Source organism: Nonomuraea sp. SYSU D8015 (assembly GCF_008065375.1).
Lineage (GTDB): Bacteria > Actinomycetota > Actinomycetes > Streptosporangiales > Streptosporangiaceae > Nonomuraea.
Window position 1 is genome coordinate 415,017 of sequence record NZ_VJYI01000005.1, and the last position, 16,525, is coordinate 431,541.

The following is a 16,525-nucleotide window of genomic DNA, read 5'->3' on the forward strand; positions in this document are numbered from 1 at the left end:
CAGATGATCCTTATGAGTGGAGAAGACCCGTGAGCGCGAGCGGCGGAACTAAAGCGATCGTTGCGGCATTGGCCGCGAATTTGTCCATCGCTGTGGCGAAGTTCGTGGCCGCGGCATTCACCGGCTCCTCCTCGATGCTGGCTGAGGGCATCCACTCCGTCGCCGACTCCGGCAACCAGGTGCTGCTGCTGGTCGGCGGCAAGCGGGCGCAGCGGGCCAGCACCAAGGAGCACCCGTTCGGCTACGGGCGCGAGCGCTACTTCTACGCCTTCGTGGTGGCCGTGGTGCTGTTCACGATCGGCGCGTTGTTCTCGCTCTACGAGGGCTACCACAAGATCAGCCATGACGAGGGTCTGAAGTCGCCGGGCTGGGCGTTCGGCGTGCTGATCTTCGCCATCATCGCGGAAATATTCTCGTTCCGCACGGCGATCAAGGAATCGAACGCCGTGCGCGGCAACCAGTCATGGGTCGCGTTCATCCGCAGGTCCAAGTCGCCCGAGCTGCCCGTCATCCTGCTGGAGGACCTGGGGGCGCTGCTCGGTCTGATCTTCGCGTTGTTCGGCGTGACGATGGCCGTCGTCACGGGCGACCCCATCTGGGACGCCATCGGCACCCTGATGATCGGCGTGCTGCTGGCCATCATCGCGATCGTGCTCGCCATCGAGACCAAGTCGCTGCTGGTCGGCGAGGGTGCCGCGGCGGAGACGGAGGAGCAGATCCGCCGCGCCCTGGAGAGCGCGCCCGAGGTGGAGCGGATCATCCACATGCGCACGCTGCACCTCGGGCCGGAGGAGCTGCTCGTGGGCGCCAAGATCGCGGTGGCGCACGACGAGACGGCGTCGGAGGTGGCGCGCGGCATCGACGAGGCCGAGCGGCGCATCCGCGAGGCCGTGCCGATCGCCCGGGTCATCTACCTGGAGCCGGACCTCGACCGCGAACGCACCAAGACCACCTCCGGCTGACCTCCTCTTACCTCCCCCCCGGGACGAGCTGCCGAAGCTCGTGCCCGGGGGTGCGTGTGTCCGGGCGGGGGTGGGCGAACGGCTTCGGCGGTGAGGCCGTCTCAGCGTCCGGCGCCCCCTCTGAGGAGCCGCAGGGCCTTCTCCTTCTCGAAGTCGAGCGCCCTGCGAGGCACCTGGATGCGTCCGATCCGCACCCCGAGCTCGCGTACGGCGGCCGCCACCGCCGGCTCGCTCAGCACCCGCAGCGCGAACGCCAGCTCGGCAGGCGACACGTCGAACCGTTTCTCCAGCTCCACTCCGTGAGCCACCGCGGCCAGCTCCTCGGGCCCGAACCGCCGGTGAGCCCCCTGCTCCCGGACGGGCGGCAGCAGCCCGAGCGCCTCCCGGTAGCGAAGCATCCGTGGGGACATGCCGAGCCGCTTGGCCGCTTCCGTAATCCGCATTCTTACATTCTTACGTCAAGTTCGGGGTGCTGCGGATGCGATCCCGGCCGGAAGGCGCCTAGACTCGTCCGCGACAACCATCCGTCAGCGCGAGGGGACACCCGATGGACTTCAAGGTCGCCGACCTTTCACTTGCCGAGTTCGGCCGCAAGGAGATCCGGCTCGCCGAGCACGAGATGCCCGGCCTCATGGCGGTCCGCAAGGAATACGCGGCCTCCCAGCCGCTTCGCGGCGCGAAGATCATGGGCTCCCTGCACATGACGATCCAGACCGCCGTCCTCATCGAGACGCTGGTGGCGCTGGGCGCGGAGGTCCGCTGGGTCAGCTGCAACATCTTCTCCACGCAGGACCACGCCGCCGCCGCGGTGGTCGTCGGCCCCAACGGCACCGTGGACGACCCGCAGGGCGTCCCGGTGTTCGCCTGGAAGGGCGAGACGCTGGAGGAATACTGGTGGTGCACCGAGCAGGCCCTGACCTGGCCCAACGGTGACGCCCCCAACATGATCCTGGACGACGGCGGCGACGCCACGCTCCTCGTGCACAAGGGCGCCGAATACGAGAAGGCCGGCGCCGTGCCGCCCGCCACCGCCGAGGACCCGGAGGAGTGGCACGTCATCATCGACCTGCTCACCCGCACGGTCGGCACGGACAAGAAGTGGACGCGGATCGCCGAGAGCATCAAGGGCGTCACCGAGGAGACCACGACCGGCGTGCACCGCCTCTACGAGATGCACAAGAACGGCCAGCTCCTCTTCCCGGCGATCAACGTCAACGACTCGGTCACCAAGTCGAAGTTCGACAACAAGTACGGCTGCCGCCACTCCGTCATCGACGGCCTCAACAGGGCCACCGACGTGCTCATCGGCGGCAAGGTGGCCGTGGTCTGCGGCTACGGCGACGTCGGCAAGGGCTGCGCCGACGCGCTGCGCGGCCAGGGCGCCCGGGTCATCGTCACCGAGATCGACCCGATCTGCGCGCTCCAGGCGGCCATGGACGGCTTCCAGGTCACGACGCTCGACGAGGTCGTCGGCATCGCCGACATCTTCGTCACCGCCACGGGCAACTTCAACATCATCACCGCCGAGCACATGGCGAAGATGAAGCACCAGGCGATCGTCTCCAACATCGGCCACTTCGACAACGAGATCGACATGGCCGGCCTGGCCCGCATCGAGGGCATCACCAAGAACAACATCAAGCCCCAGGTCGACGAGTGGGTCTTCCCCGACGGGCACTCGATCATCGTGCTGGCCGAGGGCCGGCTGATGAACCTCGGCTGCGCGACCGGCCACCCGAGCTTCGTCATGTCCAACTCGTTCACCAACCAGGTGATCGCGCAGATCGAGCTGTTCACGAAGACCTCCGAATACCCGATCGGGGTCTACACGCTGCCCAAGCACCTGGACGAGAAGGTCGCCCGCCTGCACCTCGACGCCCTCGGCGTCAAGCTCACCGAGCTCACCAAAGAGCAGGCCGCCTACATCGGCGTCCACGTCGAGGGCCCGTACAAGTCCGACCACTACCGGTACTGAGAGCTGTACAGGCAGGCGCTCCGGGGTCGCTCCTTCGGAGCGCCTGTCACAACCACCACCATCTCGTACGGCGGCGCCAAGTTGACCGCCACTCGACGTACTTCGGCTGATGGCCCTCCAGGAACACGGCCTCTGAGCCCTTCACCGGCGGGCCGCCGTTACGGAGCGCATTCTTGGCCGTCTTCTTCGGTTAAGAGGCACCCATGGACCTGAGTGACAGCGGAGAGCGGCAGATTTCGTGGGCCGCCCGCTCGATGCCGGTGTTGACCGCGATCGGTGAGCGCTTCGCGCTCGAACGGCCGCTCGACGGGTTGAAGGTCGCGGCGTGCCTGCACGTGACCGCCGAGACCGCCGTGCTCATGGGCGCCTTGAAGGCGGGCGGTGCGGAGATCGCGCTGGCCGCGTCCAATCCCCTGTCCACGCAGGACGACGTCGCCGAGGCGTTGCGGGCCTATGGGATCGGCGTCCACGCGCGGGCCGGAGTCGACCGGGCGACCTACTACCGGCACATCCACCAGGTGCTCGACCTCGGGCCCGACCTCGTCCTCGACGACGGGTGCGACCTCGTCAACATCCTGCACACCGAGCGGACCGACCTCCTGGAGGGGGTGAGCGGCGGCTGCGAGGAGACCACCACCGGGATCATCCGGCTGCGGCAGATGGCCGCCGAGGACGCGCTGCGGTTCCCCATGGTGGCCGTGAACGACACGCGGACCAAGCGCATGTTCGACAACCGGTACGGCACCGGGCAGTCGACGCTGGACGGCATCATGCGGGCCACCAACACCATGCTGGCCGGGCGGACCGTGGTGGTGGCCGGGTTCGGGTTCTGCGGTCGCGGCGTGGCCGAGCGGGCCAAGGGGTTCGGGGCGCGGGTGATCGTGACCGAGATCGACGCGGTCAAGGCGCTCGACGCGACCCTGCAGGGCTACGAGGTGCGGCCGATGGCCCAGGCCGCGTTGCTCGGCGACCTGTTCGTCACCGTGACCGGCAACCGTGACGTGATCAGGGCCGAGCACCTGTCGGTCATGAAGGACGGGGCGATCCTGGCCAACGCCGGGCACTTCGACGTGGAGATCGACGTGCGGGCGCTGGACGAGCTCGCCACCGAGGTGCACCGCGGCGTGCGGCCCAACACCGACGAGTACGTCATGCCCGACGGCCGCCGCCTGCTGCTGCTCGCCGAGGGGCGGCTGGTCAACCTCACGGCCGCCGAGGGGCATCCCGCCGCGGTCATGGACATGTCGTTCTCCGCGCAGGCGCTGGCCGTGGAGTGGCTGGTGGGGGAGCGGGCCAACCTGGTGCCCGGCGTCTACGACGTGCCGGGGGAGATCGATCACGAGGTCGCCAGGCTCAAGCTCGCAGCCACCGGGATCGCCATCGACACGCTCACCGCCGAGCAGGAGGACTACCTGCATTCCTGGCGCGTGGGCTCATAGGGCTTCCGCCTCCCACCGCACGCCCCCACCCTGCCGTACCCCGGCTGGTGTCCTCCAGGGGTTCGGGGTGTGCTGTGGTACGGCCGTATGTCGGCTGGTGTCCTTTGGGGAGAGCCGGAATGCTCCCTGAGACGGCCGTACGTCGGCTGGAGTTCGTTGGGGAGGGCCGGAGCGCTTGGGACGGCCGTACGCGGCTCAGGTCCCTTCTGAGGGAGGCTCCCCGCCGGGGAGGCGTGGTGTCCACGTGGGACGGTCGTGGGCCGTAGGGACGCCTAGAGGGCGGCCTGCATTTCCTGCATGCGGCGGATCTCCGCCCCCTGGGTGACGCTGACGTCACTGGCCAGCTCCTCGATCCTGATGTGCGAGCCGTTGGTCAGCACCTGCTTGGACATCTCGATCGCCCCGAGGTGGTGGTTGATCATGAGCTGCAGGAACAGCCGGTCGAAGTCCTTGCCAGTGGCCGCCTTCAGCGCCTCCAACTGCTGCGGCGTGGCCATCCCCGGCATGCCCTCGTGGGCCGCGTGGTGGTCGGGCACCTTCTGGTCCAGCTCGCGCAGCCAGCTCGTCATGAACTGGATCTCCGGCCCCTGAGCCGCCTTGATCCGGTCCGCCAGGCTCTTCAGCCTGGCCGAATCCGCCCGGTTCGGCGCCAGCAGCGCCATGTCGAGGGCCTGCCGGTGATGGACGATCATGTCCTGGACGTACTTGACGTCGGCGGCGTTCGCCGTGGGGGAGGGCACGGCGGTGGCGGCCTCGGCGGGCGAGAGCGTCTTGGCCTGCTCGCCGGGACGCCCGGGGGCGATCATAGGCGCGGTCGAGTCGGCCCGCGGTGCCTGCGGCGGTGTGCTGGAACTGCAGCCGGAGAGAGCGAGGACGACGCCGATCACTGGTCCTGCGATGACGATGAGCGCGCCGCGCACCCAGCCTCCCTGACTGACTCGGTGGAGAATGCGCACTCTAGGTGAAAATCCGACCGAATGAAAGAGGGCGAACAGGAACAAAATTTGACAGGTTGGACGCTGGCCCCTCGCGAGGAGAACGGCGAAGATTACGTAGATTTACGCCCCCTTTATTGGAGGTTGACCGGTGTTCACCCCCCGCAGGGCCCTCGTCCTCGTGGCGGCGGTAGTGACGCTGGCCGGCACCACCCTGCCCGTCCAGGCCGCGGACATCCCTGCTCCCGGCGAAATCGTCATGAGCCCCAACATCAAGCACGTGACCAACGTGCCGAAGCCCGAGGTACTGGCCGACATCCATACGGACATGGCCTTCCAGGGCGACTACGCCTATGTCGGCAACTACTACGGCTTTTCCATCTACGACATCAGGAACCCGAAGAAGACCTCACTGGTCAGCTCCGTGGTCTGCCCCGGTGGCCAGATGGACGTCAGTGTGTACGGCAACCTGCTGTTCGGATCCGTCGACTCCTCCCGCAACAACGACTCGTGCAGCAGCACCTCGCAGAGCGCCACGATCAAGGAGTCGTGGGAGGGCATCAGGATCTTCGACGTCTCCGACAAGGCCAACCCGAAGTACATCAAGTCGGTCGAGACCAACTGCGGCTCGCACACGCACACGCTGGTTCCCGACAAGTGGCGCCAGAACGTCTACATCTACGTCTCCTCGTACTCCCCGAGCGACACGTTCCCGGACTGCAAGCCGCCCCACGACCTGATCTCGATCATCAAGGTGCCGCTGCGGAACCCGACGGCCGCGAGCGTGATCGCCACGCCCAACCTGTTCCTCCCCGACGGTGGCTACGGCGGCGTCCCCGCGCCCTACCCCAACGGCAAGTCCGCCACGACGGGCTGCCACGACATCACGGCCTACCCGGAGAAGGGCATCGCCGCCGGCGCCTGCATGGGTGACGGCATCCTGCTCGACATCCGTGACCCCGAGCAGCCCAAGGTCACCGCAGCCGTGCGTGACGTGGAGAACTTCGCCTTCTGGCACTCGGCGACGTTCAACAACGCGGGCACGAAGGTGATCTTCACCGACGAGCTCGGCGGCGGCACCAGGGCGACCTGCAACGAGGCCATCGGGCCGAACAAGGGCGCCAACGCGTACTACGACATCGTGAACGGGCAGCTCGTCTTCAAGAGCTACTTCAAGATCGCGCGTCATCAGGCCGACACGGAGAACTGCGTGGCCCACAACGGCTCGCTCATCCCGGTCAAGGGCCGCGACATCATGGTCCAGGCGTGGTACCAGGGCGGCATCTCCGTCGTCGACTTCACCGACTCGGCCAACCCGCAGGAGATCGCCTTCTTCGAGCGCGGCCCGGACAACACCGCGCCCCCGCTGGACGGCGGATTCTGGTCGGCGTACTACTACAACGGCTACATCTACGGATCCGACTTCAACCTTGGGCTTGACGTACTCAAGATCAACGACTGGCGTACGAACCAGGCCAACAGCGTCAGGATGCGTTCACTGAACGCCCAGACGCAGGCTTCCTACCCCGAACACGGCCACGGCCACTGACCCACCTACTTGCCGGTGAGGGTCCCGGATCCGGGGCCCTCGCCGGTGTGTTCCAAACGGGACAACGTGATCAAGGAGGCTCCCGAGTGTCCATTCCGCGCCGTACCCTCGTAGCGGCCGCGGCGGCCTTCGCGCTGGCGCTGACCGCAACGCCCTCGCTGGCCGCCGACATTCCACCACCCGACACCGTGGTCATGAGCCCCAACATGACCCACGTCCACAACATCCCCAAACCCGCCCCGATCGCCAACACGATCAACACCGACATCGCCTTCGAGGACGGTTACGCCTACGTCGGCAACTACGGCGGCTTCTCGATCTACGACATCAGGAACCCCAAGAAGCCCGCGGTCGTCAGCTCCGTGGTCTGCCCCGGCGGGCAGATGGACGTCAGCGTGTACGGCAACCTGTTGTTCGGCGCCGTCGACTCCTCCCGCAACAACGACTCGTGCAACAGCACGGGCCAGTCTGCCACGATCAAGGAGTCGTGGGAGGGCGTACGGATCTTCGACATCTCCGACAAGGCCAATCCGAAGTACATCAAGTCCGTCGAGACCAACTGCGGCTCCCACACCTTGACCCTGGTCCCGGGCAAGGGCCTCGACCGGTTCAAGAACGTCTACGTCTACGTGTCGTCCTACCTGCCGGACGCGACCTTCCCGGACTGCGAGCCGCCGCACGACAAGATCTCGATCATCAAGGTGCCGCTGAAGAACCCGGCCGCGGCCGCGGTGGCGGCCACCCCGATCGTCTTCCCCGCCTCCGAGGGCGGCGGCAACGAGACCCAGCCCGGCCTGCTCCTGCCGACCAGTGGCTGCCACGACATCACCGTCTACGCCGAGAAGAACATCGCGGCGGGCGCGTGCATGGGTGACGGCGTGCTCTTCGACATCTCGGACCGGCTGAACCCGAAGGTCACCGCCAAAACCACCGACCCGAACTTCGCCTTCTGGCACTCGGCCACCTTCAGCAACGACGCCAAGAAGGTCGTCTTCACCGACGAGCTCGGCGGCGGCGGCGCGCCGACCTGCAACGAGGCGACCGGGCCGAACAAGGGCGCGGACGCGATCTACGAGATCGTGAACGGGCAGCTCGTCTTCAAGAGCTACTTCAAGATCTCGCGCCACCAGGCCGACACGGAGAACTGCGTCGCGCACAACGGCTCGCTGATCCCCGTCAAGGGCCGGGACATCATGGTCCAGGCGTGGTACATGGGCGGTCTGTCGGTGTGGGACTTCACCGACGCCGCCAACCCGAAGGAGATCGGCTACTTCGAGCGCGGGCCCCGCGCGGCTGGCGACGGAGGCGGCATCTGGTCGGCGTACTACTACAACGGCTACATCTACGCTGCCGACTTCCACGAGGGACTCGACATCGTCAAGATCAACGATCCGCTCACCAACAGCGCCAGGCACGTCCGGTTCGACCGGCTGAACGTGCAGACCCAGGAGTCGTACCGCTCCTGGTGGAACTGACCCCTAGCGATGCGCCCGCCGCGCTCACTGCGGCGGCGCGAACCCGCCCGGAGTCGCCTTCGGCGGCTCCGGCGCGGGCGCCGGGGGCTGCGCGTAAGGCCCGGTCTGCGGTCCGGGCTGCTGGTACGGCCCGGGTTGAGGTCCGGGCTGTTGGTACGGCCCCGGTGGGGGCCCGGGCTGGTAGGGCCCGGGCTGCGGCCCGGTCGCCTGGTGCGGCCCGGGCTGCGCGTACGGGGACGGGGGCTGATGAGGCGCCTGATAGGGCCCGGCGTACGGTCCCTTCTGCGGCAGGCCGCCGGCGCGCTGTGCGAGCCGCGCCTCCTCCCGCCGGCGGCGCTCGGCCAGGACGGCGCTCAAGTACGCGTGCGGCGGCACCCCGGGCGGGGCGGCAGGCGTGACGAACGCCGCCGTCTGGGTCGCGATCCGCACCCCCATCTCGTGCTGGACCTGCGGCGACAGGTCGTGCCAGCGCATGAGGTACTGCCGGGCGGCGTGGACCACCTCGTCAGGCAGCCCGGAGAGCTCCAGCGTGGCCGCCCAGTTCGCCAGCGGCGGCGGCATCATGATGACCTGATCGCCGTGACGCGGCACCCGTTCGGAGATCACGATCGTGCCCGCGAAGACGTCGCCGATCCGCTTGCCCTGCTTCGAGATCAGCGAGCAGATCAGCGCGGGCGCGCCGAAGAGCGGCGGCCAGAGCTCCAGCACCCCGGTCAGCCCCCGGAACAACGCCTGCCTGAAACGCTCCGGGCTGCCGTCGTCACTGACCACGCGGAGCCCGAGCGCCATCTTGCCGAGGCTGCGACCCCTGGTGAGGGTTTCGAACAGCACGGGATAGCCGACGATCACCAGCACCGACAGCACGATCATGACGGCCGCGAACATCGCCGGATCCGAGATGCTCGCAAAAGCGCCCAAGATCGCGTTCGCGCCGAACAGGGCGGTGAACTGCACGAGCATGTCGATGCTGAGGGCCACGGCGCGGGAGGGCATCTGCGCCACCCGCACTTCGACGACGACTGCGTCACCGGTCACAACCTCTGACATATGTGGAGCCTAACGGCTATGTAAGGGTGATCGAGCGGCCAGAATGTTCGGGTGGACATCGACGCGTTCAACGCAGCACACCGTCCGGCCTGGGACCGGCTCGACCACCTGGTCAAGAACCGCTCGTCGCTGACCGGCGCCGAGGTGGACGAGCTGGTCGACCTCTACCAGCGGGTGGCGACGCACCTGTCCATCGTCCGCTCCTCCGGCGGCGACCCGATGCTCACCGGCCGGCTGTCCGCGCTCGTGGCCAGGGCCAGGTCCGCGGTGACCGGCGCCCACACGCCGGCGTGGCGGGAGTTCGTGAGGTTCTTCACGGTGTCGTTCCCCGTGGTGGCCTACCGGGCGCGGTGGTGGTGGCTGGCCAGTGCGGTGGCGTTCGTGGCCGTCGCCTGGGTGCTGGGCGCGTGGGTGGCGGGCAATCCCGAGGTCCAGGCGTCGATCTACACCGAGGACGAGATCACCCAGATCGTCGAGCACGAATTCGCCGACTACTACTCGGAGAACCCGGCGACGTCCTTCGCCAGCCGTGTGTGGATCAACAACGCGTGGGTGTCCATGCTGATGATCGTCTACGCGGCGCTGCTGGGGCTGCCGATTCCGTACGCGCTCTACGCGAACGCCGAGAACGTCGGCATCACGGGCGGCCTCATGGCCTCGCGCGGCAAGCTGGACATCTTCTTCGGCCTCATCACGCCGCACGGGCTGCTGGAGCTGACCGCCGTCTTCCTGGCCGCGGCCGTGGGCATGCGCCTGGGCTGGACCGTCATCGATCCCGGGCCGCGGCGGCGGCGCGAGGTGCTGGCCGAACAGGGCCGGGCGGTGATGAGCGTGGCGCTGGGGCTGGTCGTGGTGCTGTTCGTGTCGGGGCTGATCGAGGCGTTCGTGACCCCGTCGGGGCTGCCGACGTGGGCGCGGATCGGCATCGGGGTGGTGGCCGAGGCGGTCTTCCTGGCGTATGTGATCGTCTTCGGGCGCCGCGCCCTGCGCGAGAACGAGACCGGCGACATGGAACGCGCCCCAGACGTCGCCCCGACCGCCTGACACCTGCCCTTACAACCGTCCGGCCGCCTTCAGCGCCAGGTACGCGTCCGCCAGCGCGGGCGCGATGTCCTCCGGCGGCGCGTCCACGACCTCCACCCCGTGCCGCCGCAACCGCGCCGTGATGCGCCTGCGTTCCAGCTGGGCGTGCTCGGCCGCCGCCGCGTCGTACACCTCCTCGGCCGACCCCCGGCGCGCCGCCATCGCCGCCACCCGGGGATCCGACACCCCGGCCACCAGCACCAGATGACGCGACGACAGTTGCGGCAGCACCGGCATGAGCCCTTCGTCGAGGGCCGCCGCGTTGAGGTCCGTCAGCAGCACGACCAGGCAGCGCCGCTTGGCCCGCGACAGGATGGCCGCCACCATGCCCTGGGAGTCCGCCTCGATCAGCTCCGCCTCGATCGGCGCCATCGCGTTGACCATCGACGACAGCAGCTCGGAGCGCGACGCCCCGCTCACCCACGCCCGCACCGCCCGGTCGTAGGCCAGGAAGTCCACCTGGTCGCCGGCCCGGGCGGCGAGCGCGGCCAGCAGCAGCGCCGCGTCCATCGACCAGTCGAGCCGCGGCCAGCCCGGCGTGGGCCTGGGCTCCGTCCTGACCAGCAGCCCGCCGCCGCCCGGCGTGGCCCCGGCCATGGGAATCGGCGCGTCGCCCACCCGGCCCGCCGACGTGCGGCCGGTGTCGAGCACGATCAGCACGCGGCGGTCGCGTTCCGGGCGCCACGTACGCACCACCACGTCGTGGCGGCGGGCGGTGGCCCGCCAGTCGATGGAGCGTACGTCGTCGCCGATCACGTACTCGCGCAACGAGTCGAACTCCGTGCCCTGTCCCCGCACCAGCGCCGGATGCTGGCCCTCGAGCTCGCGGAGCCTGGCCAGCCGGGAGGGCAGGTGCTTGCGCGACAGGAACGGCGGCAGCACGCGGACCGTCCACGGCGACCGGTGGCTGCCCTGGCGGGCGGCCAGGCCGAGGGGGCCGAGCGAGCGTACCGTGACCGCCACCGACGAACGGTCGCCGCGTCTGGTCGGGTCGAGCGTCACGACGATCTTGCGGCGCTCGCCCGGGGGCACGTCCAGCCGGGCGACCCGCGGGGTGGCGTTCGCGGAGGGCGGCCAGGCGTCCCTCAGCATGCCGCGGACGCGCCTGCCTCCGGGGTTCTCCACGATCAGCTCGACCGTCGCCGGCTGGCCGAGACGTACGAGCGTGTCCCCGGATCGGTGGAACCGCAGCGGCCGCACCGCGCCCGCGAACACCAGATCCACAATGACCGCGGCGGCCAGCACCAGGCAGACTCCCGCCAGCGCGGCCCCGGGCTGGGGCGCGAACAGCACCACCACGATCCCGAGCGCCGCGACCAGCCCGGCCCGTCCCGTCAACGCCATCAGCACACCACCGCCGTCCCGAACACCCCGCCCAGCCCGTCACCCGCAACCGGAACCACCCCGACGGCCACGGCCACCCCAGCACGCCCGGCCGGAACCACCCCGACGGCCACGGCCACCCCGACACGCCCGGCCGGGACCGTCCCGAGAGACGCGGCCTGTTCGGCGTGCCGTGCTGGGTTTGTCCGGAGAGGCGCGGTCACCTGGGCGGTGGTCCGGGCCATCCCGAGGGACACGCCCAGTCCGGCGCCCACGGCAGGGGCGGTCGCGAAGGGTGCCGGGCGCGCTGTGGATCCCGTCAGAGCGGACATCAGCGGGGGACCGGGACCGAGGCCAGGATGCCGTCGAGCAGGCCGTCGGCGGTAGCGCCCTCCAGCTCGGCCTCCGGCCGGAGCTGCACGCGGTGCCGCAGCGCGGGCCTGGCCAGCGCCTTCACGTCGTCGGGCGTCACGTAGTGCCGGCCGGACAGCCACGCCCACGCCCGCGCGGCGGCCAGCAGCGCCGTGGCGCCTCGCGGCGAGACGCCCAGCTGCAGCGAGGGAGAGTTCCGCGTGGCACGGGCCACGTCCACGATGTAGCCGAGCACCTCGGGCGCGACGTGCACCTTCGCCGCCGCCTCCCGCCCCGCCGCAAGGTCCTCGGCCGTGGCGACCGCCTTGACCTCCGACAGGTCGCGCGGATCGAAGCCGCGGGCATGCCGCTCCAGCACCGCGATCTCCTGCTCGCGCGGCGGCAGCGGCACGGTCAGCTTCAGCAGGAACCGGTCGAGCTGCGCCTCCGGGAGCTGGTACGTGCCCTCGTACTCGACCGGGTTCTGCGTGGCGCACACCACGAACGGTTCGGGCAGCGGCCGGGCCGCACCCTCCACGCTGACCTGCCGCTCCTCCATCGCCTCCAGCAGCGCCGCCTGCGTTTTCGGCGGCGTACGGTTGATCTCGTCTGCGAGCAGCAGATTCGTGAACACCGGGCCCTCGCGGAACTCGAACTCCGCGGTCTTCGCGTCATAGATCAACGATCCGGTCACGTCGCCCGGCATCAGGTCGGGCGTGAACTGCACCCGCTTGAAGTCCAAGGAAAGCGCCGACGCCAGCGTGCGCACCATCAACGTCTTGGCCACGCCGGGCACGCCTTCCAGCAGCACGTGCCCCCGGCACAGCAGCGCGATGACCAGCCCCGTCACCACCGCGTCCTGTCCCACCACGGCCTTGGACACCTCGGCCCGCAGCGCGCCGAGCGCGTCCCTGGCCGCGTCGGTCGAGGTCTGCACGCGGTAAGTCTCCTCAGAGTTCACTGACCTGCCTTTCGATGAAGTCCAAGTATCCGGCCAGGGCGACGAGGCCGGCGTCGTCGGCCGGCGGCGGCCCGTACAGCGCCGCGCCGACCTGGGGCGCATCCTGCCCGGTACGGGCGGCCAGCGCCGCGACGACCTCCTGGGCGCCCGCGCCCGAGGCGAGCCCCAGCCTGGGCGTCAGCCGGTCGATCGTGCCCGCGCGCAGCGACTCCGCCGCCCGCTGCCGTGCGCGCCTGGCGCGGTAGAGCCGGCCGCGTCCCTCGACCGTCTCGGCCGCCCGGACGATGACCGGCAACCGCTCGGCCACCACCGGCCCCAGTCGCCTGCCCCGCCAGAACGCGGTGAGCGCCACGGCGATGATCGCCATGTAGACGGTCCAGAGGATGTTGTCGGGCATCAGCTCGTACATCGACTTGCCGCGCTCGCCGGGCAGGTCGAGCGCGGGCGGCGGGTTGTCCGGGCGCACCAGCCAGGTCACGGGCCTGCCGGTGCCGATCAGGTTGAGCGCGAGCGCGGCGTTGCCGTCCTCGGCCAGGCGCAGGTTCGTCATGAAGGAGCCGTCACCCACGATCGTCGTCACGCCGCCCGCGTTCGGGTAGGTGATCAGCGTGTGGCCGCCGTAGGGAGACGGGTAGCAGCCGGTGGCTCCCGGCGGGCCGTCGAACGCCGTGCCACCCATGTACGCGCTGCCCGACAGCCTGGCCGCGGGCAACTGGCACTCGGGCTCGCGGGAGCGGCTGCGCGCCGGCGGGCCCGGGTGCATCCGCACGCCCGGGGCCAGGGTCTCGAGGCCGAACGCGTTGCCGATGATCAGGCGGTCGCCGGGGATCCTGGACAGGGTGTGCTCGTCGAAGTACGTCATGTCCGTGATCAGCAGCAGGCGGTTGCCCGTCGCCGCCTTCTCGGTCGCCGCCTGCACGGAGTCGACCCGGTCCACCGTGACGCCGCGGTCACGCAACAGATCGGCCAGCGCCTTGGAGCCGGCCAAGGAGGTGTCCGCCGGGTCGAGCGGGCGTTCCGGGCCCCGGCCCGGGTTGATCAGCACTCCCACGACCGCCGCCAGGACGAGGAGGGCGCCCAGGAGCACGATCATGCGGCTCGCGTTCCAGGTGGAGCGGACGGTGGGCGAGGTGGGCCGTGACCCGCCGCCCGGCGACCCGCCGCCTTGCGGCCCGCCGCCGGACGCCTGGACCGGGCGCAGGACCGCGCTCATGACGCCCCCTCCCCAGACTCCCGATCCACCCCGTCCGTCCCCTCACCGTCACGCGTGCTCCCGGCCTCCCGCCCTCCGGCGCTCCCGGATACGCCTCCCGATCGAGGGTCGTCGGCTCGGCCGGGCGCGTCATCCGACAGGGCGCTGTCGGCTCCGCAGGGTGAGACGGGGGCTGCCGGACGTTCCGAGACCAGCCCCGCAGGCGGCGGTGCCACCGGGTGCGCCGGTCCAGTAGGCGGTGGAGCAGCCGGGTATGCCGGTCCAGCAGGCGGCGGCGCGAGCGGGTACGCCGACGGTCCCCCAGGCGGCCCCGCCATGGGGCCGCCGATGGGTCCGCCAGGCCGGCCTGCGACAGGCCCGCCGGCGGGTCCGGCCGTCGGAGCTCCGGCGCCGACCGGGACCCCGGCGCCGACCCCTGCCGGAGCGGCGAGGGGGACGGGGCGGGCCTGGCGGAGTCGGTCGTCCAGGTGGGTCATCGAGTCGTACGTCTCGCGGGTGCCGGGGACGCCCCCGTACGTGACGTCGTCGAACGCGCGGGCCGCCGCCGCCAGCTCCGTCGCGAAGCCCGGCAGCGCCACCGCCGCCTCCGCGGCCAGTTCGTCGGCCGTGCGCCCGGGCATGCCGTCCACCAGCGCCCGCTCCTCCAGGTCACGGGCGATGGCGCGGAGCCGCTCCTGGATGGCCTCGCTCCAGCGCCCCTCGGCGGCGAGACGTTCGGCGGCCTGCCGGTGCTCGGCGGCGCTCATGGCACGCTGACCGAACAGCCCGCCCACGGCGAGCGCGTTCCTGCGGGCGGTTCTGCGCAGCTGCCACGAGATGAGCACGATCACCCCGAGGATGATGAGGACGATCATCACTCCCGCGATGATCCCGCCGGCCGGCCCTCCGCCCGTGGCCGCGTCCATCAGGTCGCCGAGGAACTGGTTGATCCGCCGCCAGATCAGCGCGAGCAGCGACTCTTTCTCGAACTCAGGCTTGAGGAGCTCCTCCGCGGCCCGGCGCGCGGCCTCCTCCCTGTCGATCGGGCTCACGAGCCGGCGGAGTTGGACGGGTGCCAGAGCTCGTCGGCCGAGGCGTGCACCCACCCCTGGCGCTGCTGCTCGATGGCCGCCGTCTGCAGCACGAGGTCGAACGCCTCACTGCGCATGCGGCGGTCGGCGTAGAGCAGGCCGGCCACCCCGGCCTCGATGGGATAGGTGAGCATCGCGCCGAGCGTGGCGCCGATCGCGATCAGCACGGCGGAGAGGACGGCGTTGGCCGCGGAACCCGCGCCCAGCATGCCGAGCAGCATGCCCGCCACCGAGAACGGGAGCGACAGAAGGCCCCCCAGCATGCCGACGAGCAGCAGCGTCAGCAGCAGGATGCCGAACACGCGCCAGAAATCGCCGGTGACCAGGTGCCACGAGCGGCGCATGGCCTCGATCGGGCCCCTGCCCTCCAGGACCACGGCCGGCGGGGCGAACGCGAAGCGGGCCCGGAAGAACAGCGCGTAGCCGATGTACAGGATGAAGAAGAGGACGGACAGCCCGAGGATCGCGCCGGCGGTGCCTGAGGAGGGGTTCATCGCGAGGGCCACCATGAGCACCACGAAGAGGATCGCCGGTATGAGCATGATGAGGGCGAGGATCCCCACGACGCCGAACAGCGCCGGGATCCGGCCCTTGACGAGTTGCCAGGCCTCGCCCGCGCTGAGGTTGCCGCCGAAGACGGCCCGGCCGAGTATGCGGGTGATCACGCCGGTGAGCAGGGTGACCACCACGAACTGGATGGCGTACGAGACGAGCATGCTGCCGTATTGGGCGGCGAGGCCGTAGAGGCCGGTGAGCTCCTCGGCCGCGCCGGCGTTCTGGGGATCGGTGAGCAGGCCGCCCATGGAGTTGAAGACGTACGCCTGCCCCGCGGCGAGGGGAATGGCGCTGAGCAGCGCGGCGATGGCAGAGAGGCCGAGCACGGCCTTCGGGTTGGAGCGGATGAGCTTGATCGTGCCGTCGAGGATGTCGCCGAGGGCCAGCGGGCGCAGCGGGATGATGCCGGGACGCAGCGCCGGCGGGGGCGGCATGTAGCCGTGACCGGGTTGCGGCTGGGCTGGATATGGTGTTTGGGGCCCAGGTCCGTAGGGCTGCTGGTGTTGCTGAGGCGGCCCGTACGGCGGCCCGTCGGGCTCTTGCCGCGGCGAGCCGGGGGCGGTCCACGGGGAGGCCGGCGGGGCGCT

14 protein-coding genes are annotated in these 16,525 nt (G+C 70.1%); 6 read left to right on the forward strand and 8 right to left on the reverse strand.

Annotated features, from left to right (window positions below; all coding sequences use genetic code 11):
- Positions 1–29 precede the first annotated feature (29 nt).
- Complete coding sequence (locus ID574_RS24290; protein WP_188191242.1) at positions 30–962, forward strand: cation diffusion facilitator family transporter; 933 nt, start codon at positions 30–32, stop codon at positions 960–962.
- A 101-nt stretch (positions 963–1,063) separates the two neighbouring features.
- Here the strand turns inward: ID574_RS24290 and ID574_RS24295 are convergent, their stop codons facing one another.
- Positions 1,064–1,405, reverse strand: coding sequence for a MerR family transcriptional regulator (locus ID574_RS24295; RefSeq protein ID WP_188191243.1), 342 nt, complete (start codon positions 1,403–1,405; stop codon positions 1,064–1,066).
- Positions 1,406–1,509: 104 nt separating this feature from the next.
- Here ID574_RS24295 and ahcY point away from each other — a divergent pair, with 104 nt between their 5' ends.
- Positions 1,510–2,937, forward strand: coding sequence for an adenosylhomocysteinase (gene ahcY, locus ID574_RS24300; protein WP_188191244.1), 1,428 nt, complete (start codon positions 1,510–1,512; stop codon positions 2,935–2,937).
- Between the two features lie 203 nt (positions 2,938–3,140).
- Positions 3,141–4,376 (forward strand): adenosylhomocysteinase, encoded by a 1,236-nt coding sequence (locus ID574_RS24305; RefSeq protein WP_188191245.1) that lies wholly within the window; start codon positions 3,141–3,143, stop codon positions 4,374–4,376.
- A gap of 272 nt (positions 4,377–4,648) precedes the next feature.
- On the opposite strand, the gene ID574_RS24310 is transcribed toward ID574_RS24305, so the two are convergent.
- Positions 4,649–5,296 carry a DUF305 domain-containing protein gene (locus tag ID574_RS24310; RefSeq protein WP_188191246.1) on the reverse strand — a complete coding sequence of 216 codons (648 nt, stop codon included), beginning with the start codon at positions 5,294–5,296 and terminating at the stop codon, positions 4,649–4,651.
- A 166-nt stretch (positions 5,297–5,462) separates the two neighbouring features.
- Between ID574_RS24310 and ID574_RS24315 the strand changes: the two genes are divergently transcribed.
- Positions 5,463–6,860 carry an LVIVD repeat-containing protein gene (locus tag ID574_RS24315; RefSeq protein WP_188191247.1) on the forward strand — a complete coding sequence of 466 codons (1,398 nt, stop codon included), beginning with the start codon at positions 5,463–5,465 and terminating at the stop codon, positions 6,858–6,860.
- A gap of 86 nt (positions 6,861–6,946) precedes the next feature.
- Positions 6,947–8,335 carry an LVIVD repeat-containing protein gene (locus tag ID574_RS24320; protein ID WP_188191248.1) on the forward strand — a complete coding sequence of 463 codons (1,389 nt, stop codon included), beginning with the start codon at positions 6,947–6,949 and terminating at the stop codon, positions 8,333–8,335.
- Positions 8,336–8,359: 24 nt separating this feature from the next.
- On the opposite strand, the gene ID574_RS24325 is transcribed toward ID574_RS24320, so the two are convergent.
- A complete protein-coding gene (locus ID574_RS24325; protein WP_188191249.1) occupies positions 8,360–9,382 on the reverse strand; it encodes an RDD family protein in 1,023 nt (340 codons plus the stop codon).
- 51 nt (positions 9,383–9,433) lie between these two features.
- On the opposite strand from ID574_RS24325, the gene ID574_RS24330 reads away from it, so the two are divergent.
- Entirely contained in the window at positions 9,434–10,426 is a 993-nt protein-coding gene (locus ID574_RS24330) for a stage II sporulation protein M (protein ID WP_188191250.1), read from the forward strand.
- 9 nt (positions 10,427–10,435) lie between these two features.
- Here ID574_RS24330 and ID574_RS24335 read toward each other — a convergent pair whose 3' ends face one another.
- From ID574_RS24335 to ID574_RS24355, 5 genes are all read right to left on the reverse strand, one after another.
- Complete coding sequence (locus ID574_RS24335; protein WP_188191251.1) at positions 10,436–11,809, reverse strand: DUF58 domain-containing protein; 1,374 nt, start codon at positions 11,807–11,809, stop codon at positions 10,436–10,438.
- A 310-nt stretch (positions 11,810–12,119) separates the two neighbouring features.
- Complete coding sequence (locus ID574_RS24340; RefSeq protein WP_223167010.1) at positions 12,120–13,076, reverse strand: AAA family ATPase; 957 nt, start codon at positions 13,074–13,076, stop codon at positions 12,120–12,122.
- A 13-nt stretch (positions 13,077–13,089) separates the two neighbouring features.
- Complete coding sequence (locus ID574_RS24345) at positions 13,090–14,313, reverse strand: DUF4350 domain-containing protein (protein WP_188191253.1); 1,224 nt, start codon at positions 14,311–14,313, stop codon at positions 13,090–13,092.
- Positions 14,310–15,344 (reverse strand): DUF4129 domain-containing protein, encoded by a 1,035-nt coding sequence (locus tag ID574_RS24350; protein WP_188191254.1) that lies wholly within the window; start codon positions 15,342–15,344, stop codon positions 14,310–14,312. The genes ID574_RS24345 and ID574_RS24350 overlap by 4 nt, the downstream gene beginning before the upstream one ends.
- Positions 15,341–16,372: a DUF7847 domain-containing protein gene (locus ID574_RS24355; RefSeq protein WP_223167011.1), complete on the reverse strand. Its 1,032-nt coding sequence runs from the start codon at positions 16,370–16,372 to the stop codon at positions 15,341–15,343. Before ID574_RS24355 ends, ID574_RS24350 begins: the two co-directional genes overlap by 4 nt.
- Positions 16,373–16,525 lie beyond the last annotated feature (153 nt).

Coding starts and splice junctions, on each gene's coding strand:
- ID574_RS24295 (WP_188191243.1), bottom strand. CDS start 1,405: ATGCGGATTACGGAAGCGGCCAAGCGGCTCGGCATGTCCCCACGGATG.
- ID574_RS24325 (WP_188191249.1), bottom strand. CDS start 9,382: ATGTCAGAGGTTGTGACCGGTGACGCAGTCGTCGTCGAAGTGCGGGTG.
- ID574_RS24335 (WP_188191251.1), bottom strand. CDS start 11,809: ATGGCGTTGACGGGACGGGCCGGGCTGGTCGCGGCGCTCGGGATCGTG.
- ID574_RS24305 (WP_188191245.1), top strand. CDS start 3,141: ATGGACCTGAGTGACAGCGGAGAGCGGCAGATTTCGTGGGCCGCCCGC.
- ahcY (WP_188191244.1), top strand. CDS start 1,510: ATGGACTTCAAGGTCGCCGACCTTTCACTTGCCGAGTTCGGCCGCAAG.
- ID574_RS24355 (WP_223167011.1), bottom strand. CDS start 16,372: ATGCCGCCCCCGCCGGCGCTGCGTCCCGGCATCATCCCGCTGCGCCCG.
- ID574_RS24345 (WP_188191253.1), bottom strand. CDS start 14,313: ATGAGCGCGGTCCTGCGCCCGGTCCAGGCGTCCGGCGGCGGGCCGCAA.